This is a genomic window from Parapedobacter sp., from assembly GCF_053550995.1.
In genome coordinates this window covers 1-24,555 of record NZ_JBMQOC010000095.1, presented here as the reverse complement: position 1 = coordinate 24,555, position 24,555 = coordinate 1, and the positions used below count along the sequence as shown (strand labels likewise).

The window sequence follows — 24,555 nt, the reverse complement described above, 5'->3', positions numbered from 1 at the left end:
TGTTGATTAACAAAGAACCTTCGTTGTATAACAACGAGCCTATGTTGATTAACAAAGAACCTTCGTTGTATAACAACGAGCCTATGTTGATTAACAAAGAACCTTCGTTGTATAACAACGAGCCTATGCTGATTAACAATAAAGTAGCGCTATCGGATTTGCTTTACCACGTATCTTTCCCTAATTTTGCGCCCCTAAACAAGCACGTTAATGGCAGACAATTCCATGCAGATATCCAAGACATACAATCCTAGGGAGGCCGAAGACAAGTGGTATTCCTATTGGATGGAAAACGGTTTTTTCCGGTCGGTACCCGACGAGCGGGAGCCCTACACCATCGTGATGCCGCCACCCAACGTAACGGGCGTACTCCACATGGGCCACATGCTCAACAACACCATACAGGACGTGCTCATCCGCCGTGCCCGCATGCAGGGCAAGAACGCGTGCTGGGTACCGGGCACCGACCACGCGTCCATCGCCACCGAGGCGAAGGTCGTGGCCATGCTTAAAGAGCGCGGCATCAGTAAGAAAGACATCACACGCGAGCAATTCCTCGACTATGCGTGGGAATGGAAGGAGAAGTACGGCGGCATCATCCTGAAACAACTGGAAAAGCTGGGTGCTTCGTGCGACTGGGACCGAACACGGTTTACCATGGACCCCGACCTCTCCGATGCGGTAATTGATACGTTTATCCGCCTGTACCGCAAAGGATATATCTACCGGGGTGTGCGGATGGTGAACTGGGATCCGCAGGGGCGGACCGCGGTATCGGACGAGGAAGTGATCCGCCGCGAGGTGAACCAGACGCTCTATTATGTGCGGTATGCGGTGAAAGGTGCACCGGACGAAGCGCCTGCCTACCTCACCATTGCCACCACACGGCCCGAAACCATCATGGCAGACAGCGCCATCTGCATCAACCCGAACGACGAACGCTGGGCCCACCTGAAGGGTAAGACCGCCATCGTGCCGCTCGTAAACCGCGAGATACCCATCATTGAGGACGAATACGTAGACATCGCCTTCGGTACAGGCTGCCTAAAGGTGACGCCGGCGCACGACCTGAACGACTACGAACTCGGGCAAAAACATAACCTTGACGTCATCGACATCCTGAATGACGATGGCACGCTCAACGAGAAAGCCGGGATTTTAGTAGGCGAAGACCGTTTCAAAGCCCGCAAGGCCGTTGCCAAGCTGCTCGATGAAGCGGGCTTGTTGGAGAAAACCGAGCCCTATACGTCACAGGTCGGCTTTTCCGAACGGACGGATGCCGCTATCGAGCCCAAGCTTTCCATGCAATGGTTCTGCCGCATGCAGGAATTGGCCAAGCCAGCGCTCGATTATGTGCTGAACGGTGATGTGAACCTCATCCCCGACAAGTTCGTCAATACCTACCGCCACTGGATGGAAAACATCAAGGATTGGACCATCAGCCGGCAACTGTGGTGGGGCCAGCGCATACCGGCATGGTACAACGCCGAAGGCGAATGGGTGGTGGCCAAAACGGAAGAAGAGGCGATTGCGGCGTTTGCCGCCGAAGGCAAAACCGCCGAAGGCATCCGGCAGGAAGACGATGTGCTGGATACCTGGTTCTCGTCGGGCCTGTGGCCCATGTCGGTATTTGATGGCACACGGCACCCCGACAACGAAGATATCCGTTACTACTACCCCACCAACGATCTCGTGACGGCCCCCGAAATCCTGTTTTTCTGGGTGGCCCGCATGATCATCTTCGGCCACGAGTTCCGCGGTAGGCCCCCGTTCAAAAACGTATACCTTACCGGTATCGTGCGCGATAAACTGGGCCGCAAGATGTCCAAATCGCTCGGCAACTCGCCCGACCCCATCGAACTGATGGAACAATACGGCACGGATGGGGTACGCGTGGGTATGCTCCTCTCCTCGCCTGCCGGCAACGACCTGATGTTCGATGTGGCCTACTGCGAGCAGGGCCGTAATTTCGCTAATAAGATCTGGAACGCCTTCCGGTTGGTGAAAGGTTGGGAAGTGAATGATTTGCCCGCTTCTTCCGCCCAACGGGAAGCTGCCGTTTGGTTCGGCCACCGCTTTAACCAAGCCCTCGCCGAAATCGAAGGGCACTTCGCCAGCTACCGGATATCGGATGCCTTGATGGCCACCTACAAATTGGTGTGGGACGACTTCTGCTCGTGGTACCTGGAACTGGCGAAACCGGCCTACCAACAGCCCATCGCGCAGGAAGCTCTCGACGCCACCTCAGGCTTCTTCGAATCGGTATTGAAGCTCATCCATCCCTTCATGCCGTTCATCAGCGAGGAGCTGTGGCATGACGACCTCTTCGGCAAACGAGAGGCGGGCGACTGCTGTATTGTGGCGGAATACCCCAAAAGCACCTCGTATGACAGCCAGGTGCTGGCCGACTTTGCGGTCATCCAGCAGGTGGTGTCCGAAATACGGAACCTCCGCAATGCTAAACAGCTTTCGCCCAAGACCACGCTGCCACTGGCCATCCACGCCACGTCTGGCGTGGACTATGCCCGTTATACCGAAGCATTGGAAAAAATGGCCAACGTGGCAGACATCCAATTCACCGCCGAGAAACCGGCCGGTTCAACCAGTTTTCTGGTAGGTAAGGATGAATGTTTCGTGGATATGGTCGAACAGATCGATGTGGAAGCCGAAAAGGAACGGATCAGCAAAGAGATTGCCTACCTCAACGGTTTTCTGAAATCGGTGAACGCCAAGCTGGGCAACGAGCGTTTCGTGCAGAACGCGAAACCGGAAATCGTGTCTAACGAACGCAACAAGAAAGCCGATGCCGAGGCGAAGTTGCAACTGCTGGCGGAGAATTTGGCTAGCCTTTAGTAATCCACTGTTTTTCCGTACCTTTGGCGGTCTGATATGAGCAAACGAGTTGCGTTTTATACCCTGGGATGTAAGCTGAATTTTTCGGAGACATCGGCCATTGGCCGCATCTTCCAGGATGCGGGATATGCACCCGTACCGTTCCACGACCCTGCGGACATCTACGTGATCAACACCTGCTCGGTAACGGAGAATGCCGACCGGAAATGCCGGAAGGTAGTGCGCGAAGCCCTTAATCATTCACCCCATGCCTACATCGTGGTGGTGGGGTGTTATGCACAATTGAAACCACGCGAGATCACCGAAATACCCGGTGTGAATATGGTATTAGGCGCTGCGGAGAAATTCAATATCATTGAACATATCAATGATTTAACGAAATCAACTAAACCTATTATATATAATGCACCTATCGCAGAGACCAACGTATTCATCCCTGCGTTTTCCATGGGCGACCGTACCCGTACGTTCCTGAAGGTACAAGACGGCTGCGACTATTCCTGCACCTTCTGTACCATCCCGTTGGCGCGGGGCGCCAGCCGTAGCGGCACCATCTCCGATATTGTACGGCAGGCGGAAGAAATCGGTGCCTCCGGCATCAAGGAGATTGTGCTGACGGGTGTGAACATCGGCGACTTCGGCATCCGTAGCGGTGAGCGCACCGACCGGTTCATCGATTTGGTCAAAGCGCTGGATGACGTAGCGTCTGTATCGCGTTTCCGGATATCTTCCATCGAGCCCAACCTGCTCACGGACGAGATCATCGCCTTTGTGGCACAATCCAAGCGGTTCGTACCCCACTTCCACATCCCACTGCAATCCGGTTCGAACCGGATACTCGGATTGATGCGCCGGCGTTACAAGCGTGAGTTATATGCCGACCGCGTAGCGCGGATTAGAGCGTTGATGCCCGATTGCTGCATTGGCGTGGACGTGATTGTCGGTTTCCCCGGCGAAACGCGCGAAGACTTCCTGGAAACCTACCAGTTCCTCAATGAGCTGGATATTTCGTACCTGCACGTATTTACTTATTCCGAACGCGAAAACACCATTGCCGCCCAGATGGAAGGTGCTGTGCCGGGTGCACAGCGTGGCGAACGCAGCAAGATGCTCCACATCCTGTCCGAAAAGAAACGGCGTGCCTTCTACCAAACGCAGCTGGGTAAGGAAGGCGACGTGCTGTTCGAAAGCGACATCAAGGACGGTTACATGCACGGGTTCAGCCGCAATTACGTGAAAGTGCGTACCCCCTACGATCCGCTACTGGTCAACGAGACCGTCACCGTGAAATTTACCGCCATCACCGAGCAGGGTGAAATGGATGTCGAGGAATTGCCGGAAGTACTGACGCACGAACGCTGGCCCTGAACCAACTTATCTTGATGTTTAATGGTTGGCGGCATCCAACGAATCCTTCTTCGCTTGCTTTGCCTGTTTCCTGAAAAACCCGCGGAACAGGAAGTTATGCTGTAAGGCCTCCATGTTCTGGTCCAGCTTTTCCGTACTTGCTTCAAGGTTGATCAATGTCTGTTTGATGTTTTCTGCCGCTTCGGGGTCGTTCAGTAGCACGCCGACGGCGTTGTCCTTATCGTCCAATTTACCGGCGGTTTGGTTGAGGTTGGTCACCAGTGCCGATGCGGTTTGGGTAATGCCCTGCAGTTCGGCGACCGCGCCGCGAAGGTTGGCGTAGACCACCGTATCCGTAAGCAGGTCGTTGATCAGTGTCCCTTCGGCATTGAGTTTGGTGGTGAGTTGGTTGAGCGCACCTGACGCCTTAGCCGTATTGGCTGCCGTTTGATTCAGGTTGCTGATCATCTGTTTAATCTGCACAGCCATCAGCGAATCGGTCAGCACGGCGCCCATGGTGCCTTCGCCACGGGCGATGCGGGCACTGATTTCGCCGAAATTGCGGGTAATCTCCACCAGGTTTTCGTTGTTCACCTGTAAAGTGGCCATCATGGCATCCAAGCCGCCGGCTTCGGCCGCCTGCAGCACATCGCCCTCTTCGATGGCAGGTACGTCGCTGCTACCGCCTTTGATGACAATCAGCTTGTTACCGATGAAGCTTTCCGACCCGATTTCGGCCACCGCATCCTTGCGGATATACTCACGCGACGACTCTTCGATGATCATCGATATCTCCACGTCTTGGAGGTTTTTGAACCGGATGTCTTTAATGGTCCCGATTTTCACGCCCGAAAACCACACGTTGTTGCCGGGCTTCAGTCCACTGACATCATCAAACACCGTCGTTACCGTAACCGTCTTTGAGAAGCGGTTCTGTTGCCCGCCGAGCACCAGGATGCCCGCCACCAGGATGATGATACCTATCAGTACAAACAATCCGACGATTACTGAACGTTTATTTTCACTAGCACTCATAGTTACTGGATAAAGTTGTAGTCATGAAACGGCTTCACGCGGCCGTCGTCTGTATCAAAAATCTGGTCGAAACTCCCCTCGCGCTCAAACCGCCCATCCAGCAGCATCACAATGCGATCGCCGACACTTTTGGCACAGGCCAGGTCGTGTGTGATAATAATCGAAGAGGTCTTATACTTTTCCTGCACCTCATTGATGAGCCCATTGATCTCGATGCAGGTAATCGGGTCGAGGCCAGCCGTCGGTTCGTCATACATGATGATTTCCGGCCGCAGGATAAGTGTACGGGCGATGCCGATGCGTTTGCGTTGTCCACCCGATAGTTCCGAAGGCATTTGGTTGAGCGTATGCAGCAGGCCCACCGCATCCAGCACATCTTCCACTTCGAGGTTGATCTGCTTACGCGATAGGTGCCGCTTATTGCGCACCAGCGGAAACTCCAGGTTCTCGCGCACCGTCATGCTATCGTATAGCGCACTGTTCTGGAAAGAAAAGCCGATTTTGAGCCGCAGCTGCTGTAGTTCTTTATCGCCAAGTTCATCCACCTGTTCACCCAGCACTTCGATGGTACCCCTATCGGGTTTAAGTAAACCGGATATCAACTTGATCAGTACCGACTTACCGGTACCCGACCTTCCCAAAACCACCAGGTTCTCCCCTTTAAAAAGATCGAGGTCTACACCGCGCAGCACATCCAGTTCGCCGAATGATTTGCTCACGTTCCGCACGGTGATCACCCGCTTGTCGTAGTCGATATGTCCGCCGGTCTTTAACATTACGCGCGCATGGCTTGGATGATCTGTACGATGAGTATTTCTTCAATGAACACCAGGAACATCGACATGACCACGGCCCAGTTGGCCGCACGCCCCACGCCTTCGGTCCCTTTGGATGAATGGTAGCCCTGATAGCAGCCCACGATGCCGATGGTAAAGCCGAACACAATGGCTTTCAGCACCAGTGAAAACACATCCAGGAACGTAACCGCATCGAACACTTGGTCGAAATACACCCTGAAGCTCGTGTTTTCCACTTGGTTGACACTGAGGAAGACTCCCAGCAGGCCCACGGCGGCGGTGTAGCACGACAGGATGGGTATGCCGATGGTAGTCGCCAATACACGGCTCACCACTAGGAATTTAAAGGGGTTGGTACCCGAGACCTCCATGGCGTCTATCTGTTCGGTCACTTTCATGGAACCCAGTTCGGCACCGATCTGCGAACCGACTTTGCCCGAGGCAATCAGTGCCGTAACCAGCGGGGCAAGTGCCCGGATGATGGCGATGGATATCAAGGCCGGCAGCCACGAGGTGGCGCCGAATTCGGCCAGCGAGGGGCGCGATTGGTTGGTGAATACGATGCCGGTAATAAAACCGGTAAGCGAAATCAGGGGCAGCGATTTCCAGCCGATTTCATAACACTGCCGGACGATTTCCTTAAATTCATAAGGTGGCCGGAACACCTCCCGGAAGAAACGCATCACAAAGCGATGAATATTGGCTAATTCGACGAGTGTACGCAGTATCTTCTTTTTTACCATCCGTAGATTTCGCAGTTAAGGCGGCAAATTTAGCTAAAAAAGCCGTTAATCACCCAATATAAACGTATATTTTGGGAAATTGTTCGATATGCCCGTAACCCTCATTTTGGATGGCTTGAGGCAGCCGATTAAACCATCGGGGTGCAGGTACAGTCATACCACCAGAACAAACAAGAAGTTGCACCTTTAAATCAGCAGGTCATGAAAACGATAAAGAAGACCGGACTTACGCTACTAGCCGCCCTCGCCTTTATGGCGATCGTGGCAACGAATACCGTAAAAGCCCAACCTGGTATGAGCGTTTCGTTCCAATTATTTTACGACGAATTGGCACCTTACGGCGAATGGGTAGATGACCCTGAATATGGATATGTATGGCTTCCGTACGCCGATGAAGGTTTCCAGCCCTACGCCACGAATGGCCATTGGGTGATGACCAACTATGGAAACACCTGGGTGTCCAATTACGAGTGGGGATGGGCTCCGTTCCACTACGGCCGCTGGATATATACCGATTATTACGGCTGGGCTTGGGTTCCGGGCTACGAGTGGGGACCGGCTTGGGTAAGCTGGCGGAGCGGCGGCGGCTACTACGGTTGGGCACCGTTGGGTCCTAGCATGAGCATCAGCGTGCATTTCGGCATACCACGCCATCATTGGGTATTCGTGCCGCAACGCTATGTATGCAGTCCGCGGCTGTACAGTTACTATGTACCCTACCGCAATCGGGTACGGATATACAATACGACGACCATCATCAACAACACATACGTCTACAACAACCGTACGTATGTGAGCGGTCCGCGTCGGAGCGAACTTGAACGCGCTACCGGCCGCCGGGTGGCGGTACGTGAAATCAGCCGTCCATCCCGTCCGGGGCGGGCGTCGGTAAACAACCGGTCGGTAAGCCTTTACCGCCCGGAGGTAGACCGCGGCAGCCGCTCGTCGGCACGCCCATCGCGGGTCGCTGACGCGTCGAGGGTGCGTGCAGCAAACAGCCGGAACACGGCGGCTCCTGCACGTGGCACGACGACACGGAACTCCGATAGCCGCAATGTCCGTTCGGCCAGCAGCCGCGACACGAAGGCCGCGACCCGTGCGACGGGCAACCGCGAAGCGGTGCGTACCCAAGGCAATAGCCGGACACGTGAAGCAGCTGCACCAGCAACACGTACACGTGCCACGGAACGTACACGTGCCACGGAACGTACACGTGCCACGGAGCCGAGGACAAACTCGGTACGCAGCACCGGCAACACGTCTCGCAGCTCCACGAACCGTGCCGAAAGGCCAACGCGCCAAAGCCGGTCGACATCCAGCGTACAGCGGAGCTCGAGACCTACGGTACACCAAGCCAGCAGGCCTACGGTGGGCCAAAGTAGTCGATCGTCTACGCACACACAACGCGCCACGCCGGCGCGCAGCAACAGGTCTTCGCAACAGGCCAGTCGCCCGAGCCGCGGCACTACGGTGAAGAGCCAATCTTCCTCACGCCCGAAGGTGTCGACGAGCAGTCGCTCAAACGACAGCCGTAGTAGCGCGACACGTGGCAGGTCTACCGAGCGGAAAAGTTCCTCGGGCCGGGGGCGTGGGTAACGCAACACCGGATTGACCATATCCGCCAAAGAAACGATAGCCCATCTCGCAATTAAACGGAGGTGGGCTATTTTTATTAATATAAATTTCTACCTTTGAAGCTATCAGAGCCAAATAACAACCATGGATAATAGTAGAAGAAAATTCTTAGGAACCACCTTGACGGGTGCAGCGCTGGCCATCAGCCTCCCCGAAATCGTACAAGCGGCCATCGCCCCGAGCGGGGCAGCGCCGAAAATCCGGATCGCTGAAAACAATGTCATCCTATTCCAGGGCGACTCGATTACCGATGCCGGCAGGGATAAGAAAAGCATGTCGCCCAATAACAGCGGGGCATTAGGCCACGGCTATGCCCTACTGGCAGCGGCTGGCCTGTTGCATGCGCATGCAGCCAAACAGCCCGCCGTTTACAACAAGGGCATCAGCGGCAATAAGGTGCACCAGTTGGCCGCCCGTTGGGAGGAAGACTGTATCGCCATAAAACCCAATATCCTGAGCATCCTCATTGGCGTCAATGATTACTGGCACACCTTGTCGGGCAATTATGATGGCACCATCCAAGTGTACCGCGACGATTATCGGAAGCTGCTTGACCGTACGATGAAGGCACTTCCCCAGGTAAAACTCATCATTGGCGAGCCATTTGCCGTGAATCATGTGAAAGCGGTTACCGACGACTGGTTCCCGGCGTTCGACGAATACCGCGCCGCGGCCCGCGAAATAGCCGATGAGTACCATGCGGTGTTCATCCCTTACCAACAGGTATTCGATGAGGCCTCCAAAAAAGCACCTGCTTCCTATTGGACCGGTGATGGCGTGCATACCACGTTGGCGGGATCGCAATTGATGGCAGAAGCATGGCTGCAAGCGGTGAAATAGTAGCGGATTGCATGCGGGCACTACGGGTTGGGATAACTACGAATTGCAAAAAGCAAAAAGCAACGTGCAAAAGGCCTCGAGATGATCAATTCGCTACTGGATAACGATTTTTATAAGTTCACCATGCAGCATGCGGTGATGAAGCTTTTCCCCAAGGCGCGGGCGAGGTACCGTTTCATCAATCGCGGCCAACATGTATTCCCACCGGGATTTGCAATGGCATTGCAGGCGGCGATCGCCGATTTGGCCAAGTTGCGGCTTACCGACCGGGAGAAAAGCTACTTTGCCACCACCTGTCCCTATATCGACCCCACGTATTTCGATTTTCTGCAGGGGTATCGCTACGACCCCACGGAGGTGCATATCGAGCAACACGGTGGCGAGCTCACGGTAGCCATTGAAGGTTACTGGTACCGGACCATCCTGTGGGAGGTGCCTATCATGTCGTTGATATGCGAGCTTTACTACCTGCTTACGGACCAGGTGCGGCAACCGGACGAGCAGGTCATCGCCACCGCCACGCAGAAAATCGAACGATACGGGCAGTTGGGGGTGACCATCGCGGAGTTCGGCACCCGTCGCCGCCACTCCTATGCGGTGCATCGATTGGTGGTACAGGCACTCCGTACCGCGGGTGAGGGTACCTTCATTGGCACGAGCAACGTGCACATGGCCATGCTCAGCCAAACGAAGCCGATCGGCACGCATGCGCACGAGTGGTTCATGTTCCACGCGGCCAAATACGGGTTCAAGATGGCTAACCTGCTCGGCCTTGAACACTGGTCGGACGTATACCGTGGCGACCTCGGGATTGCCCTATCCGACACCTACACCACCGATGTCTTCTTTACGCAATTCGACAAGAAGCTCACCAAGCTATTCGACGGCGTACGGCACGACAGCGGCGACCCGCTGGCCTTTGCCGACAAGACGATTGCCCACTATCGGCAACATGGTATCGACCCACACTCGAAAACCATCATCTTCTCAGACGGACTCGATGCGGACAAGGTGACGCGCATTGCCCTACATTGCCGCGGCCGTATTGGGATATCGTTCGGCATCGGCACCAATTTCACCAATGACGTGGGCCTGCCCCCGATGAACATCGTGATCAAAATGACCGAAGCTTACCCCGAGGAGGCCCACTGGACGCCGGTTATCAAACTCTCCGATGAGCCGGGCAAGCATACGGGTGAGGCGGGGATGATCACATTGGCTAAACAAATCCTTGACATTCCTTAAGCAAAACGATGGCGCTCGATGTGCTGGGCCATGCCCTACATGACTATTTACAGGGACACCGCGGCGACCCGCTGCTCACCCACACCAGCTTCGGTGGCGTGGAAGAGATGCCCGTCGCGGAATTTTTCAGGCAGCCGATCGATTTCCCGGAGCTGGAACATATTGCATTGGCCTTGTGCGATGGGCGTGTGCTCGACGTGGGCGCAGGTGCGGGCAGCCATGCGTTGTTCCTACAAAAACGGGGGATGGACGTCACCGCGCTGGAACGCTCGCCCCTGGCCTGCGAAGTGATGCGCGCGCGCGGTGTCAAACAGGTGATTTCGGCTGACATTTTCGCATATGGAGGGGACCGTTACGACACACTTCTCTTCCTGATGAATGGCATCGGGGTAGCCGGTAGCATCGATGGGCTGACCGCATTACTCAAGCATTGCAAGACCTTGCTAAACCCGGGTGGACAGCTCCTTTTCGACTCGTCGGATATTGCTTACCTGTATGTCGACGGCACCGTGGATAAGCCCGCGGGCTATTATGGCGAAATCCGGTATCAGTATGCCTACAAAGGTAAGCGGAGCGCACCGTTTGATTGGCTGTTCATCGACCAAGAAACCCTCATCGGTATCGTGCAGCCCTTCGGCTGGGTGGTGCAGGTTTTGTATGAGGATGGGCACGACCAGTACTTGGTGCGGATGGAACTGATAGAAGGTTCGTAGAAACCACTTTGTTATGCAGCGTTTGTAAATACTTCCACCGCACTTGCGCTTGATTCTGTCGTGGAAGTAATTACGCCCGGAGTACTTGTAAATACCTGCCGCGTATAAGCATTTACTTATTAGGCCGAAACCGAAGAACTTCGTGCCTTTTTATTTATCTGTGGACACTATAAAAAAAGGGGCTGGGAGCCCCTTTTTTAGCGATAGAATTGTTTTGGGTTCACAAACACATGAAAAGAAGCGGAACAATTCTGGGAAACCGCTTAGTTTAATTAATTTTCCGTTTTACTAAACTATTTTCGCGAACTACATTGGCAACCTAAACAGTCAACCTTGAACGCTAAATATCAACGTCTGATACGGCACGCTGACCTATCTACGTCATCTTTCCAAACGTGTAAAACGACTATTAATTTAAAATGGCCGTCCCGTCAGTAAACCAAAAGTGACCATGGTCAGTTACAATTTCTCCGTGGAACACGTGGTGTCCGGAAACAAGAACCCCTACATACCATTATTATTCCCGCCAGTACTAAATACTTTTTCATAATAATATGTGTGATTATGTGTGATAAAATAAGCTACCTGCTTCATTCTATGAAGCAGGTAGCACCCCAAACCTACTCCCCTCCTCTTGGCCCAATGTATGTCAACGTTTCTTCAAAAAGCCGTGCACCCCCATTAGATGTCCATCTTAATGTGAACGTTTTCGTTTCTGGATCGTATTTACTTTCCGGAGAAGTAGCTATTGGCAATAGAGTCGTCATTTCGACGGTAACCAAGTTTGTTTCCGGATCAACAATATAATCTACTTGATTACTGTAATATCCCAGCAACCCTGGGGCCAATCTACTTCTCGTAGAACTTATTGTCCTTAATTCCACTTCGACATCTTGATTTGGGATGAGCGCCGTATTTGAAGAGGTTTGATAACGGTATACACCGTCATAAATGTTTTTAACCGGCAGACTGAAAATCACAGTTCCAACGTTTCCGCTTATAACGCCGTATGATGTGGAAGTAATCGAAATCCCTAAAGCGTTGCTTAAATCGCCATTGAAAGAACTCGGTCTTACTTTAATCTGAAATGTTGCTGATTTCGTTCCTTTCTTTATCGTGACAGATGTGGGCAATTCGTAAAGTGATGCGTCTAGCGGATCATAACCCGCCTCCTCAGCTGCCGCCGGTGCTGCCGCTAATTCCACGACGATATCTTGTGGCGCTACGTTTTCGGGGCCGGCATAATTGACCCCCGCGGTGAACTCTGATTCGGGGACGTTTTCGAGTGTAAGCGGGATGTATTCCACATATTTGTCATTGTATGCCGATATTGGAACAGTTAAATTTAAAAACTCCACAACATTGTGGCTTCCCGAAGGATCCAGTGCATATTTATCGTCTTTCAGGCAGGAACTGAATACCCCCATAAAGACAATAACTGCTAGTATATTGGTTATCTTTTTCATCGTATTCTAATTAATGATTTGCTTCTCTTGCGTTTAGCAACAATGAATCGCTTCGCTAAATTATTGTTTCGCCCAAAAAATCAAATCCGTAAAATGATTCACTGTTTTCACATTCGTCGGATTGTATGCATACTCAGATTGCGGATATAACAACATCGTCGGCAACTCATCTGGACGGGTGGCATTGGATGTTGTGGAGGCAAAATTATTGTATTTGTCCGCATTCGGATTTGTTCTGGGATAGCCTGTCCGCCGATAGTCATTCCAAGCCTCATGCCCATGGACCATGTTCAGCGCGATGTACTTTTGGGTAACGATGGCTTCCAGTTTTTCTTCATCCGACACGGCCAGATCGAAATTCACTAGTTTGCTTGAGCTGTTATCCGCCAAATAAGTGCCTACGTCCTCCAGCGCAGCATCCTCATCGGCCTCGCCATTGACATCCTTATTCAGGTAGATAAAGGAAGCCGCAATGCCCGATTCGAAACTCTCCTTTGCATCGCCCGAAATATAACCCCTAAACTGTGCTTCGGCCTGGAGAAAATAGGATTCGGCCGCCAGTAACACCGGTTGTCCCTGACTGGGTCCTTTAACTACGCCCAATGCGTTTGTAATACTTGACGCGCTTTCCCGAACGCCTGTATACCAAGGTGAATAATTAGGGCGGATAGGTGGGTTCCCTTGTTCCACGCCCAATTGGTTCAATGGAGTCGGCCGCTCGCTATTACCGAAATCGTTAAATATCAAACCACCCCGACCGGGGTCGTTGAGTTTATTACCGTCGTAATAGCCGTAAACATAAAACGTTGGCACGCGCGATGTATTCGCCACATTACCCGTGGTCGTATACCCCCATCTGGACCAAGTAGGGTTAGGCCTATCTAACACGTAACCGGGATTAACAATTGCATCCTCTTCCAGAAAGCCGATGGACTCATCAATCGAATTGAACTCCGAGGTAACGAAATCCTGGAGGGATGAAACTCCCGACACCCGAACGAGCATCCGCAATTTGACAGTATTGGCAAACTGCTTCCATAAATCCATATCGCCACCAAACAGCGGATCAGAGGAAGAATTGAGCGACAGAGGGAATTCAGCGTTATCGATAATCGAAATCGCTTCATTTAATTTGGCTACCAGATTCTGATAAATCTCAGGCGCACTATCGTATTTGGGTGTCAGGTTGTCGGTCCCCTGGAGTGCTTCAGTGTAAGGCACATCTCCATGGGCATCTACGACCAACTGATACATATAAGCCGTCATGATTTTTGCGGCCGCATTTAAATACGACAGCTGATCGTCCCCTTCCGTCCGATCAATCACATATTTATAATCATTTAGATTGTCATATGTACCTGCCCAATTCGTAAGATCATCGGGTGTGAAATTATAATTGAGCAAAGAGCCAAACCCAGAAAACCCGCCCGCATTTGCGATATAGCCCACCAATGACCCACCATAGGTGTTATACGCGGCTGACTGTGCAGCCGAACCTACAATTGCGGTAGGCAGGATTAGGTCTGCCTGCACTTCGGTAGCTGAGTTCGGATTCTCGTTTATGTCGAGATATTTCTCGCAGGATACCGTGGAAATTACCAAGGCAACCGCAGCAATTTTTAAACTTATCTTTTTCATTCGAAAATTATTTCTAACCTGTTAATAATAATTGCTTTTACAATTCATCAGAACGTCAGCAGAACCGTGCCTCCAAAATACCGGGCAGGAGGCGTAATAGAGACATTAGCAATACCGATAGCGTTACTCGCTGCGCCGGCCTGGCTATACTCAGGATCGGTATAAAGGTTCGTTTTCGGAACCCAGATAAACAGGTTCCGTCCCTGGACGCTAACCGTTGCTCCCTTGATGTACCCATTGAAAATATGGGCCGGTATGTCGTACGACAGGGTCGCTTCCCGCCATTTCCAAAAGGCCCCTGAATGCGCATAGTTCTCACCGATATCCCTGTTTCTGGTACCGTCGGTCCAAAAATCCGCACCGCCCGATCGGGTGGTAATGTTTGTATTAGCAACATATTGGCCGGTTTCCGGATCCAAATAGGAAGAATTAGGGATAACGAAACGTTCCCTGTTGTACCATGCCGTCCGGATACCTGCCCCCGAGAAATCGAATGCGGTAGTAACACCATTGTAAAAATAATGACCAGTACGGTATTCGAACAAAGAGGTCAACCGGAAACCTTTCCAACGTACTTCCAAATCCGTACCCAATATGTGTGGGGGGTTTGATGTACCCAGCACATGGTAAGATCCATCCGTTGAGGGGAAACCACTATTGGGATCCACAATGATGCGCCCTTGCGGGTCGCGGGTGTAGCGCGTGGTTTTCAACAGCGGGAATGGTTGCCCTTTCTCGGCCACGACAAGTCCGCCCCCGCTTTGCAGGAACTGAAGCTCATCTGACTCGTCAGAAAGCGACAACACCTCATTACGGTTATGTGAATAGTTGGCCCCTACGGTAACGGTAAGCCCGTCGAAGTTCCGGAGGGGTGTTACACGCAAATAGGTTTCGACACCTTCGTTGAGTACTTCCCCTACGTTCGTCAACAACGAACTGAAACCGGTTGATGTTGATACACTCACACCGATGGTCTGGTCAACCGTATTCGTTTTGTAATACGTAATCCCGCCACTGATATCGCCATTCAACAAATCAAAATCCAAGCCCACTTCCGGTCCCTTTGTGATTTCCGGATTGATATTAGCCGAAACAAGCCTACCATCCAATGAGAAGCCGGCAGTACCACCATATGGATAACCATTTGCCTGGCTGAAGGTGGGGAACAACGAATAGGCTCCCAAATTGGTGACCACATTACCCAAGTTTACATTCCCCACATAGGCATATCCCGCACGTAGTTTCAAGTATTCCAACCAAGGAAGATCCTTCAGTGAGGGCACGGCATCCGTGACAATGAATGACATATCCACAGAAGGATAAAAGAAGGAACGGTTACCCCGGGCCAAAATAGACCGCCAATCGTTACGGCCCGTGACGTGAGCAAATAAGTAATTCCTGAAACCCAAACGCAAATCACCGAAAACACCGATCTGCCGCGCGCGGAAATTCGACTCGCCCGCACCGGGATTGTTCTGCGAATTGGCAATGTTATACAATTCATCGACAACCAGACCATTGGCGCTTACGCCCACAAACTTGTTGTTATTATCCCTAAGACTCGCACCCAACGTGGCTTCGAACGTAAAATCGGGGGTAAACTCTTTGCTATAAGTCGCCACAACATCCGAGTTTAATTGGAAATACCAGTTCTGGGTATCGCTGACATTCCCAGCGATATCGGTTTTGGAACTTCCGGAGATGCTTTTCGTATAGTCGGAGAATGTAAACTTACCCGTTCGCGCCTTATCGCGGTAATTACGTGAGCTAATTCCGATCCGATAGGTTAAACTCAGGCCCTCAACAGGCCGCCAGCGCAACTGTGCGTTCCCTTGCAAATATTCATTGACAGCCAACGACCGGGAATTATCCAGGGTGAAGTAAGGATTGTCGTAATACTCGTTGTAATATCCATTTGGATTCGCATAAGGATCATTTTCCCAATCTTTATACTTCGTCAACGGGATGTGGGAAGGGTTCATGAGTATGTTGGTATACATATTGGCCGCATCGGTCGTCCGGTCGTACCAATTGTAAATGTAATTGGCTGTATATTCAACATCGAAATTTTCATAAACTTTCCGTGTCCCATTCACACGGAGCTGGGCTCTTTTGTAGCGGTCTTGCGGTACGGTCGATTTCTGGTCGTAAAACTGACCCGCCAAGTAGTAGGTCGACTTCTCATCACCGGAACTCAATGACAAATCCGTTTGATTTGTAAGTCCCGTTTCCCAGAAATCATGGCGGGCATTCGTTGGCGAATAAGGTATTGTCTGAATGGACCCGTCCTCCAACGGTTTCCCTATTTCCACCATAGAGCCATCAAACTCGGGTCCATATTGCTGGTTTTCGTATGGAGTATAGGTCTTAACCGCATCGGGTGTGGTTCCCGAGCCAAAACGGGTCTGCAATTGCGGATAATAACTAACCTCTTCCACCGTAGTGGTATGGGACAATTTAATAAATGTCTGTCCCGCTTTACCTTTCTTGGTCGTAATGATCAATGCGCCGTTAGATGCATCAGACCCGTAAAGGGCTGCAGCACCGGCACCGTTCAATACCTGAATACTCTCGATATCTTCGGGATTCAGGTTACCCAATAAGGAGTTAGGTACAATTATATTATCCAATACTAAAAGTGCCTGGTTGTTACCTGTTAACGAACGCTGTCCCCGCAGCACCAACCGGTAATTTGGATTAATACCGCCGCTGACGGCATTGACCTGCAGACCGGCAACCTTGCCGGAAAGGGCAGAACCGATACTACCCCCTTTTCCCTGTGTAACCTGTTGGCTGGAAACGGTTGTTGCCGCATTACCTAACTGACGTTGCTTTACGGTCAAACCGACACCGGTTACCACAACTTCATCCAAGCTTGTGCTAACAGGTTCCATTGAGATATTCAGCATATTGCCACGTTGGGCATAATTTGCAATGGAATGCTGTTGGGTTTCATACCCCAGGTAAAGGAATCGAACTTCGTCGAAGTTGGACGGAACGGTGATTGCATAATTACCATCGTCATCCGTACTTGTAGCAATCGTCGAACCGACGACCGTGATAGAAACTCCCGACAAAGGCGATCCGTTATCAGCGGCGGTTACCTTCCCGCTGACCACCCTGGTTTGCGCATTGGATATACCAACCGATAAGGCACAGAGCACGACGAAACTTAGTAGTTTTTGTTTCATGTGTTTTGAATTTGGTTAATTAATTAATTGAGTATTTTCCGGAAATCCGGATGCTTTCAATGTAGGCAGCTATGCTGTTAACCAGCCGGTAACCAAGGGGTTTACCCACAATAGGATAGGATATAAAACCCCAAAACAACAACCTTAAACAAGCGATAACTTGCCTATCCGTTTAAAAGTTAGTTTATGATATCGATGGACTAACCGACATCATTGCTTAATAATCTAGTGTGCTAGTAAATGTGTTTAATAAATTTGTGTGTGTTTGCGAAAATTTGCGTTAAAAATGCGTGCGTATGTGTTTTGTTTGTTTATTATGCGCGATAACAGCTTTCGATATGTTAACTCGTTAAGCTTGATTAGTTCCCGTTCGTTTCGCCAATACAGGCGTTAATTGATTCGTTAGTAACAATTCTACGACAAAAGTAAATTAATAATTGACAAAAACAAAATTATGTTAAAATAAAATTTACGTGCAACATTTGCGGTATTTGTGGCGTCTTATGAGCGCTAGGTAAATGCTAATAAGATCATGGTAAAAAAGACGTTGGGCGAGATCATCAAGGAAACAATGAAAGAAAAAGGGATTAACAGTTCCGCCGTGGCCCGGAAAATGAATGTATCCCGGCAAGCCATCAGCCAAATCAACCTACGCAAGAAATTCGACCTTGAATTCCTCCAGCGCCTGAAGGAGGCCTCGGGGTTGGATTTCACCTCGATCGCCTACGAAAAGTTCGCCGACAACAGCGCACCCCCTGCCTCCGACGAGCAGCAAACCAATCTCACCGAAGGCATTACCATCAATATCCGGATAACGACGAAAGACAAAGAAAAGCTCGACAACCTTCCTTCCTTTATTGAAGAAGTTGAAGAGTCGGGCAAACGATACGGGTTCGAGCTAACCTAATCCACCCACTCAAAACCGGCATAGGGTACCAGCACGGCGGGCACCTTTATACCGTTGCCGGTTTGGTTATTCTCTAGAATGGAAGCCAGAATCCGCGGCAATGCCAACGCACTGCCATTGAGCGTGTGTGCCAGCTGCATTTTCCCCCCGTCTGTCTTGAACCGCACCTTGAGCCGGTTGGCCTGGTAGGTCTCGAAATTGGATACGGAAGACACCTCCAGCCAACGCTGTTGGGCGGCACTCCACACTTCCATATCGTAGGTGAGCGCCGATGTGAAGCCCATGTCGCCGCCACAGAGCCGCAACACACGGTAGGGTAGTTCGAGTGCCTGCAATAACGACTGCACGTATAGGCTCATTTCCTCAAGCACATCGTAAGATTTGTCGGGATGGACCAGTTGCACGACTTCCACTTTGTCGAACTGGTGCAAACGGTTGAGCCCCCGCACGTGGGCCCCGTACGAGCCGGCCTCCCGGCGGAAACAAGGCGTATAGGCTGTGTGCTTGATGGGGAAATCGCGCTCCTGCACGATGGTATCGCGGTATAGGTTGGTAACGGGTACTTCTGCCGTGGGGATGAGGTACAGGTCATCGACACCTACATGGTACATCTGCCCCTCCTTATCGGGAAGCTGGCCGGTGCCAAAGCCCGATGCTTCGTTGATCAATATCGGCGGCTGCACCTCTTTGTAACCGGCTTTTTCGGCCTGATCGAGGAAGAAGTTGATCATGGCTCGCTGCAACCGCGCTCCTTTGCCTTTATATACGGGGAATCCGGCACCGGTTATTTTAGTACCCAGTTCGAAGTCGATGATATCGTATTTGGCAGCCAGTTCCCAGTGGGGCAAAGCCTGCTTCGGGAGTTCGGGCCGCTGGCCATACTCCAGCACCACCTCGTTGTCGTCGGCGCCGGTGCCCTTCGGCACGGAGGAGTGTGGCAGGTTGGGTATAAGTACCAGTTTCTCATATAGGCGGGCTTCAATAGCGGATAGCTCTTCGGCAAATTTCTTCTGCTGCTCCTTGTATCCGCCCGATTGCGCCTTCGCGGCATTTGCCTCGTCGCGTTTGCCCTGGCGCATCAACTCGCCGATCTGGCGTGCGGCGGCATTCGCGGCCGCAGCGACGGCATCTGATTCGGTCTGCACCTGCCTCCGGCGTTCATCCAACGCAATCACTTCATCCACCAATTCCAACCCCGGGAAGTTCCGTACGGCCAATCGTTCAATCACCTGATCGCGGTTTTCACGGATATAATTAACTTGCAACATATATTTCTTTATTTTGTAGCGGCAAAAATAATAAAAATGCTTTACCTCGTCCCCACCCCTATCGGCAACCTCGAAGATATGACCTTCCGTGCCGTCCGCATACTCAAAGAAGCCGATCTGATCCTCGCTGAGGATACACGTACGAGTGCGCCGCTGCTTAAGCATTTCGGTGTCGCCGGCAAGATGTTTGCCCACCACCAACACAACGAACATAAAGCGGTGGCCGAAATCATCCGTTTCCTCCAAGCGGGTAAAACGATAGCGCTGATATCCGATGCCGGCACGCCGGCGATTTCCGACCCAGGCTTCCTGCTGGTGCGGGAGGCCATCAAACACGGCATGGTGGTGCAATGCCTCCCGGGCGCCACCGCCTTTGTCCCGGCGCTGGTTGCCTCGGGCCTCCCGTGCGACCGCTTCTGCTTCGAGGGGTTCCTCCCGGTAAAGAAAGGGCGGCAAACCCGGCTGAAATCCCTCGCTGCCGAACCGCGCACATTGGTCTTTTACGAGTCGCCCCACCGCCTGCTCAAAACACTGGCAGAATTTATCGCGGTGTTCGGTGAGGACCGCCCCGCATCCGTATCGCGCGAGATCAGTAAGGTATACGAAGAAACCGTGCGGGGGACCCTGGCCGAACTCAAGCGGCATTTCGATACGCATGCACCCAAGGGGGAGTTTGTCGTTTGCATATCCCCCCAACTTTAGCTAGGTTTGTATAAACCTGAGTTCGATGATTATTTTCGACTCAGGTTATAAACGAGATACCGTACGTGTTTAAGCCCATCACCATCAAAGACATCGCTCAGGCGCTGGACATATCGCCATCCACGGTATCGCGTGCACTCAGCGACAGCTACGAAATCAATGCAGAAACCAAGAAACGCGTAGTGGATTACGCCGAGCGGCACAACTACCGCCGCAACCCCATCGCATCCAGCCTCCGGCACGGACGCAGCTACTCCATCGGGGTAGTGGTTTGCGAGGTGGCCAACAGTTTCTTCTCCCAAGCCATAGACGGCATCGAGTCGGTGGCTTACGGCAAAGGCTACCACGTAATCATTGCACAGAGCCACGACGCCTACGAACGGGAGGTCGTGAACATCCAACACCTAGCCAACCGTGCGGTGGATGGTCTATTGATCTCGATGTCGGCGGAAACGAAAGATTTCTCCCACATCATCAAGTTGCACGAGCATGGCTTGCCCATCGTCTTTTTTGACCGAATTATCGACGCATTCGACACCCATACGGTTACATCCAACAACCGGATGGGCGCGCAAAAGGCCACGCAATCGCTCATTAACCGAGGTTTCAGGAAAATAGCCCACTTGGCCAACGCACCGCACCTTTCCATTACCGCCGAACGGCTGGAGGGATACCGGGAGGTGCTGGAAAGCAACGGTGTGGAATGGGATGAATCCCTAATCCGCTACTGCCGCCACGGCGGGCGCATACAACAGGAGGTCGAAGATGCGGTACGGTATTTCCTCGACCTCGATGAGGTACCGGATGCCATCTTCGTGGCAAGTGACCGCCTGAGCTTGGGTTGCCTGAGTGCCTACAACAAACTGGCGCCCCGAGAAACACATCCCGCCATCGCCGGCTTCTCCAACTCAGATGTACTGGATCTTTTCCGCCCGGGTTTCACCTGCGTTCGCCAGCCGGCGTTTGAAATGGGCCGCGTAGCCATGGAAATGCTCATACAGCTCATCGAAAGCAGGTATCCCACGCACCATTTTGAAAATACCGTGCTGGAAACCGAACTTATCGCGTGGTAAGCACGGCCCCAATCATCGCTCGCTATTTCCCGTTTAAAACCGTACCTTTGCGGCCATGATTAATGTATCCAATCTTTCGCTCCGTTATGGCAAGCGGGTTTTGTTTGAAGACGTCAACCTCAAGTTCACACCAGGCAACTGTTATGGCATCATCGGAGCCAACGGGGCCGGCAAATCCACTTTCCTCAAAATCATCTCGGGCGACGTTGACCCGACCACCGGTTCGGTAAGCTTCACGCCGGGTGAGCGGATGGCTGTCCTCAAGCAGGACCACTATGCATTTGACGAGTTCCCGGTGATTGAGACGGTGATGATGGGCCACCAGGAACTGTATGACATCATGAAAGAAAAGGATGCCATCTACAGCAAGGAAGACTTTTCGGATGCCGACGGCGAACGTGCCGGCGAGCTGGAAGCCAAATTTGCAGAGATGGACGGCTGGAATGCCGAAAGTGATGCCGCGACATTACTTAGCAACCTGGGCATCGACGAAAGCCTGCATTATAAATTGGTAAAGGAACTGGATGGTAACCAGAAGGTGCGCGTGCTGTTGGCACAGGCACTCTTCGGCAGCCCCGACATCCTGCTGCTCGACGAACCAACCAACGACCTCGACATACATACCATTGCATGGCTGGAGGATTTCCTGGCCAGTTATGAGGCCATCGTGTTGGTCGTGTCGCACGACCGCCACTTCCTCGATTCGGTATGTACGCACGTGGTTGATATCGACTTCGGCAAAATGACCATCTATACGGGTAACTATACTTTTTGGTATGAATCGAGCCAGCTCGCGCTGAAGCAGCGGGCCGACCAGAACAAGAAGATGGAAGATAAGGTAAAGGAACTCCAGGAATTCATCCGCCGTTTCAGTGCCAACGCATCCAAGTCGAAACAGGCTACCAGCCGGAAGAAAGCCCTCGAAAAGATCAACCTGGAAGAGATCAAGCCCTCCAACCGGAAATATCCGGCCATCATGTTCAACACGATGGCACGGGAAGCGGGCGACCAGATCCTACAGGTGGAACACCTCGGCAAAACACTCAATGGCGAAACCTTGTTCAGCGACGTGAACTTCATGGTGAACAAGGGTGATAAAATCGCGGTATTATCGCAAAACAGCCTGGCCACCACGGCTTTTTACGATATCCTGGCGGGTCGCGACAACGATTATGCTGGCGGCTTCAAATGGGGTGTCACCATCAGCATTGCTGACATTCCGATGGACAACACGCCTTATTTCGAAGGCAAAACCGAAAATCTCATCGACTGGCTTCGTGAGTACTCCTCCGGGGAGAAAGACGAGCAGTTCATCCGTGGTTTCCTGGGTAAGATGCTATTTTCGGGCGAAGAGGTGCTGAAGAAATGTTCCGTATTGTCCGGTGGTGAAAAAATGCGCTGTATGTTTTCAAGGATGATGCTGCAACAGGCCAACATGCTCTTATTCGACGAACCAACGAACCACTTGGACCTGGAGTCGATCACCGCGCTCAACAACGGCATGGTCGATTTCCGTGGCAGCATCCTGTTCACCTCGCGCGACCATGAGCTGACGCAGACGGTGGCCAACCGCATCATCGAGCTGACACCAAACGGCATCATCGACAAACTGATGAGCTACGACGATTACATCAACAGCGAGGCGGTAAAGGAGCAGCGGGAAACAATGTATGCTTAGGTGAGGTAGGACTCAAAATTTCCTCAATGTACGAACAAGCCTATCGTTAAAAAGATGCTGTGCTGGTAGAAACTACTGCCCGAATAGCGGGAATCGAATTGCTGGAACCCATACCCCGTGCTAAACAACAGGTCTGAGCCGCCCACCAGCATGTGGCCATACGTGATACCCGCCTTGCCCACGAACCCCTTGAAGAAATCGGCGCCGATGCTGGGTGCGTAGCCCGCATTGGCCAGCAGGCCGAGCCTCCCGAGTACGGAAACCGGTGCAACAGGGACCCTGAAATCGGCAAATATGGGCAATGTATTCACACGGCGGGTAGAGCGGCTGCCATTGGCCAACGTAGCGCGGCCGCGATACACATCGTTGCCAATACCCAGACCAAGATACATGCGGTCGTAGAAATTACGGCCGAATGCAAATTGGAACTGGTAGCCATGCATCACCGGCTGCTCGGCCGAAGTGGCCATACCGAAGATGCCTCCCGCCTGCAGGAGTGTATACGTGCCCCTACGTTGTGCATGGACGGAAATGACGGTGCTGCACATCAGAAAAACAAGTATCAGCGTATATTTATTCATCATTCGCTTTGTCAATAGAGTATTTTATAAACCAGTTCCTTCAGTAAATCGCCCGGCTCGGCATTCACCGCATTCAACCCCTTCGATTTCAAATCGCATGCACGCAAATGGGCCATGATATCGAATGTTTTCCGCCTATTGAAGGTCCGCGCCGCGATGTCGTACTCCCGCGTGAAAAATGGATGTACTCCCAGCTCACGCGATAGGGCTTGGGGCGACTTGTCCGTGAGGTAATGGTACTTCAGTACTTTGGTAAAATAGCCGCCCATGGCACCCAGTACCACCGGCATCGGATTGCTGCGCGGATTGGCGGCAAAGTAATCGACAATGCGGAAAGCCTTGGCCGCATCGCGCTTTGCCAACGCGGTGGTGAGCTCGAAAACGTTGAAGTCTTTACTGATGCCGATATTACGTTCGATGTCCTGGACGGAAATTTCCTGCTCCTTGCGTACATTGAGCATAAGCTTTTCGAGCTCGTTGACCACCTTGGATAGGTCCGCACCAAGGTATTCGGCCATCATGGCAGCTGCCTGCGGATGGATGCGCCAACCCCGATCCTTCAAGAAGGTATTGATCCATGGGGCGATCTTATCGTCGTATAACTTCGGCGATTCGAGCACCATCCCGGCCTTCTGGGCCACTTTATAGACCTTGCGCCGCTTATCGAATTTGCCATGTTTGTAAGCCAGTACGAGTACCGTGCTCCGCATTGGGTTTTCGAGGGAGGGGCGCTATCCCGGCACCGAGGGCGAGCGGATGACGCTGGAGTGGCTGCAGGCCCAGTACGAGGAGATGGGTCTGGAGCCGGGCGGGCCGAATGGCCAGTGGCTGCAGGACGTCGTG

20 protein-coding genes are annotated in these 24,555 nt (G+C 52.2%); 11 read left to right on the top strand and 9 right to left on the bottom strand.

Translation table 11 applies throughout. The annotated features are described in order from the left end of the window. The 3 genes from ACO1NT_RS12815 to mtaB form a co-directional block, all read left to right on the top strand. Nucleotides 1-254, top strand: a 254-nt coding sequence (locus ACO1NT_RS12815) for a hypothetical protein (RefSeq protein ID WP_449049037.1), incomplete at its 5' end; no start/stop codon positions are given. Continuing rightward, nucleotides 226-2,853 carry a valine--tRNA ligase gene (locus ACO1NT_RS12810; RefSeq protein ID WP_449049038.1) on the top strand — a complete coding sequence of 876 codons (2,628 nt, stop codon included), beginning with the start codon at nt 226-228 and terminating at the stop codon, nt 2,851-2,853. The genes ACO1NT_RS12815 and ACO1NT_RS12810, both read left to right, overlap by 29 nt. 36 nt (nt 2,854-2,889) lie before the next feature. Further along, a complete protein-coding gene (gene mtaB, locus ACO1NT_RS12805) occupies nt 2,890-4,221 on the top strand; it encodes a tRNA (N(6)-L-threonylcarbamoyladenosine(37)-C(2))-methylthiotransferase MtaB (protein WP_449049036.1) in 1,332 nt (443 codons plus the stop codon). A gap of 18 nt (nt 4,222-4,239) precedes the next feature. Here mtaB and ACO1NT_RS12800 read toward each other — a convergent pair whose 3' ends face one another. From ACO1NT_RS12800 to ACO1NT_RS12790, 3 genes are read right to left on the bottom strand one after another with little or no spacing between them, the layout of a single operon-like run. Next, entirely contained in the window at nt 4,240-5,235 is a 996-nt protein-coding gene (locus ACO1NT_RS12800) for an MlaD family protein (protein WP_449049035.1), read from the bottom strand. 2 nt (nt 5,236-5,237) lie between these two features. Then, complete coding sequence (locus ACO1NT_RS12795) at nt 5,238-6,011, bottom strand: ABC transporter ATP-binding protein (protein WP_449049034.1); 774 nt, start codon at nt 6,009-6,011, stop codon at nt 5,238-5,240. Then, complete coding sequence (locus ACO1NT_RS12790; protein ID WP_449049033.1) at nt 6,011-6,775, bottom strand: MlaE family ABC transporter permease; 765 nt, start codon at nt 6,773-6,775, stop codon at nt 6,011-6,013. Before ACO1NT_RS12790 ends, ACO1NT_RS12795 begins: the two co-directional genes overlap by 1 nt. A gap of 201 nt (nt 6,776-6,976) precedes the next feature. On the opposite strand from ACO1NT_RS12790, the gene ACO1NT_RS12785 reads away from it, so the two are divergent. The 4 genes from ACO1NT_RS12785 (at nt 6,977) to ACO1NT_RS12770 (ending at nt 11,208) form a co-directional block, all read left to right on the top strand. Then, complete coding sequence (locus ACO1NT_RS12785) at nt 6,977-8,371, top strand: DUF6600 domain-containing protein (RefSeq protein WP_449049032.1); 1,395 nt, start codon at nt 6,977-6,979, stop codon at nt 8,369-8,371. A gap of 123 nt (nt 8,372-8,494) precedes the next feature. Next, entirely contained in the window at nt 8,495-9,250 is a 756-nt protein-coding gene (locus ACO1NT_RS12780; protein WP_449049031.1) for an SGNH/GDSL hydrolase family protein, read from the top strand. Between the two features lie 81 nt (nt 9,251-9,331). After that, on the top strand, nt 9,332-10,495 hold the full coding sequence (gene pncB / locus ACO1NT_RS12775) for a nicotinate phosphoribosyltransferase (RefSeq protein WP_449049030.1): 1,164 nt from the start codon (nt 9,332-9,334) through the stop codon (nt 10,493-10,495). 8 nt (nt 10,496-10,503) lie between these two features. After that, nucleotides 10,504-11,208 carry a class I SAM-dependent methyltransferase gene (locus ACO1NT_RS12770; protein ID WP_449049029.1) on the top strand — a complete coding sequence of 235 codons (705 nt, stop codon included), beginning with the start codon at nt 10,504-10,506 and terminating at the stop codon, nt 11,206-11,208. 620 nt (nt 11,209-11,828) lie between these two features. Here ACO1NT_RS12770 and ACO1NT_RS12765 read toward each other — a convergent pair. The 3 genes from ACO1NT_RS12765 to ACO1NT_RS12755 are packed head-to-tail and all read right to left on the bottom strand — an operon-like array spanning nt 11,829 to nt 17,503. Continuing rightward, nucleotides 11,829-12,674 carry a DUF1735 domain-containing protein gene (locus ACO1NT_RS12765; protein ID WP_449049028.1) on the bottom strand — a complete coding sequence of 282 codons (846 nt, stop codon included), beginning with the start codon at nt 12,672-12,674 and terminating at the stop codon, nt 11,829-11,831. Between the two features lie 60 nt (nt 12,675-12,734). Then, nucleotides 12,735-14,312 carry a SusD/RagB family nutrient-binding outer membrane lipoprotein gene (locus ACO1NT_RS12760; protein ID WP_449049027.1) on the bottom strand — a complete coding sequence of 526 codons (1,578 nt, stop codon included), beginning with the start codon at nt 14,310-14,312 and terminating at the stop codon, nt 12,735-12,737. 47 nt (nt 14,313-14,359) lie between these two features. Continuing rightward, on the bottom strand, nt 14,360-17,503 hold the full coding sequence (locus tag ACO1NT_RS12755; RefSeq protein ID WP_449049025.1) for a SusC/RagA family TonB-linked outer membrane protein: 3,144 nt from the start codon (nt 17,501-17,503) through the stop codon (nt 14,360-14,362). Between the two features lie 532 nt (nt 17,504-18,035). On the opposite strand from ACO1NT_RS12755, the gene ACO1NT_RS12750 reads away from it, so the two are divergent. Then, nucleotides 18,036-18,410, top strand: coding sequence for a helix-turn-helix domain-containing protein (locus ACO1NT_RS12750; RefSeq protein ID WP_449049024.1), 375 nt, complete (start codon nt 18,036-18,038; stop codon nt 18,408-18,410). Here the strand turns inward: ACO1NT_RS12750 and serS are convergent. Next, nucleotides 18,407-19,678 carry a serine--tRNA ligase gene (gene serS, locus ACO1NT_RS12745; RefSeq protein WP_449049023.1) on the bottom strand — a complete coding sequence of 424 codons (1,272 nt, stop codon included), beginning with the start codon at nt 19,676-19,678 and terminating at the stop codon, nt 18,407-18,409. The genes ACO1NT_RS12750 and serS overlap by 4 nt on opposite strands. A 36-nt stretch (nt 19,679-19,714) precedes the next feature. On the opposite strand from serS, the gene rsmI reads away from it, so the two are divergent. The 3 genes from rsmI to ACO1NT_RS12730 all read left to right on the top strand — a co-directional run bounded on the left by rsmI (nt 19,715) and on the right by ACO1NT_RS12730 (nt 23,131). Beyond that, complete coding sequence (gene rsmI / locus ACO1NT_RS12740; RefSeq protein WP_449049022.1) at nt 19,715-20,380, top strand: 16S rRNA (cytidine(1402)-2'-O)-methyltransferase; 666 nt, start codon at nt 19,715-19,717, stop codon at nt 20,378-20,380. A gap of 65 nt (nt 20,381-20,445) precedes the next feature. Beyond that, nucleotides 20,446-21,453, top strand: coding sequence for a LacI family DNA-binding transcriptional regulator (locus ACO1NT_RS12735; protein ID WP_449049021.1), 1,008 nt, complete (start codon nt 20,446-20,448; stop codon nt 21,451-21,453). A 55-nt stretch (nt 21,454-21,508) separates the two neighbouring features. Then, nucleotides 21,509-23,131 carry an ABC-F family ATP-binding cassette domain-containing protein gene (locus ACO1NT_RS12730; RefSeq protein WP_449049020.1) on the top strand — a complete coding sequence of 541 codons (1,623 nt, stop codon included), beginning with the start codon at nt 21,509-21,511 and terminating at the stop codon, nt 23,129-23,131. 23 nt (nt 23,132-23,154) lie between these two features. Here the strand turns inward: ACO1NT_RS12730 and ACO1NT_RS12725 are convergent, their stop codons facing one another. Both ACO1NT_RS12725 and holA read right to left on the bottom strand, forming a co-directional pair. After that, the gene (locus ACO1NT_RS12725; RefSeq protein ID WP_449049018.1) at nt 23,155-23,715 is read right to left on the bottom strand and encodes a hypothetical protein; all 561 of its coding nucleotides are present in this window, start codon (nt 23,713-23,715) and stop codon (nt 23,155-23,157) included. Between the two features lie 8 nt (nt 23,716-23,723). Continuing rightward, a complete protein-coding gene (gene holA / locus ACO1NT_RS12720; protein ID WP_449049017.1) occupies nt 23,724-24,422 on the bottom strand; it encodes a DNA polymerase III subunit delta in 699 nt (232 codons plus the stop codon). Nucleotides 24,423-24,555 lie beyond the last annotated feature (133 nt).

Coding starts and splice junctions, on each gene's coding strand:
- ACO1NT_RS12810 (WP_449049038.1), top strand. CDS start 226: ATGCAGATATCCAAGACATACAATCCTAGGGAGGCCGAAGACAAGTGG.
- mtaB (WP_449049036.1), top strand. CDS start 2,890: ATGAGCAAACGAGTTGCGTTTTATACCCTGGGATGTAAGCTGAATTTT.
- ACO1NT_RS12800 (WP_449049035.1), bottom strand. CDS start 5,235: ATGAGTGCTAGTGAAAATAAACGTTCAGTAATCGTCGGATTGTTTGTA.
- ACO1NT_RS12795 (WP_449049034.1), bottom strand. CDS start 6,011: ATGTTAAAGACCGGCGGACATATCGACTACGACAAGCGGGTGATCACC.
- ACO1NT_RS12790 (WP_449049033.1), bottom strand. CDS start 6,775: ATGGTAAAAAAGAAGATACTGCGTACACTCGTCGAATTAGCCAATATT.
- ACO1NT_RS12785 (WP_449049032.1), top strand. CDS start 6,977: ATGAAAACGATAAAGAAGACCGGACTTACGCTACTAGCCGCCCTCGCC.
- ACO1NT_RS12780 (WP_449049031.1), top strand. CDS start 8,495: ATGGATAATAGTAGAAGAAAATTCTTAGGAACCACCTTGACGGGTGCA.
- pncB (WP_449049030.1), top strand. CDS start 9,332: ATGATCAATTCGCTACTGGATAACGATTTTTATAAGTTCACCATGCAG.
- ACO1NT_RS12770 (WP_449049029.1), top strand. CDS start 10,504: ATGGCGCTCGATGTGCTGGGCCATGCCCTACATGACTATTTACAGGGA.
- ACO1NT_RS12765 (WP_449049028.1), bottom strand. CDS start 12,674: ATGAAAAAGATAACCAATATACTAGCAGTTATTGTCTTTATGGGGGTA.
- ACO1NT_RS12760 (WP_449049027.1), bottom strand. CDS start 14,312: ATGAAAAAGATAAGTTTAAAAATTGCTGCGGTTGCCTTGGTAATTTCC.
- ACO1NT_RS12755 (WP_449049025.1), bottom strand. CDS start 17,503: ATGAAACAAAAACTACTAAGTTTCGTCGTGCTCTGTGCCTTATCGGTT.
- ACO1NT_RS12750 (WP_449049024.1), top strand. CDS start 18,036: ATGGTAAAAAAGACGTTGGGCGAGATCATCAAGGAAACAATGAAAGAA.
- serS (WP_449049023.1), bottom strand. CDS start 19,678: ATGTTGCAAGTTAATTATATCCGTGAAAACCGCGATCAGGTGATTGAA.
- rsmI (WP_449049022.1), top strand. CDS start 19,715: ATGCTTTACCTCGTCCCCACCCCTATCGGCAACCTCGAAGATATGACC.
- ACO1NT_RS12730 (WP_449049020.1), top strand. CDS start 21,509: ATGATTAATGTATCCAATCTTTCGCTCCGTTATGGCAAGCGGGTTTTG.
- ACO1NT_RS12725 (WP_449049018.1), bottom strand. CDS start 23,715: ATGATGAATAAATATACGCTGATACTTGTTTTTCTGATGTGCAGCACC.
- holA (WP_449049017.1), bottom strand. CDS start 24,422: ATGCGGAGCACGGTACTCGTACTGGCTTACAAACATGGCAAATTCGAT.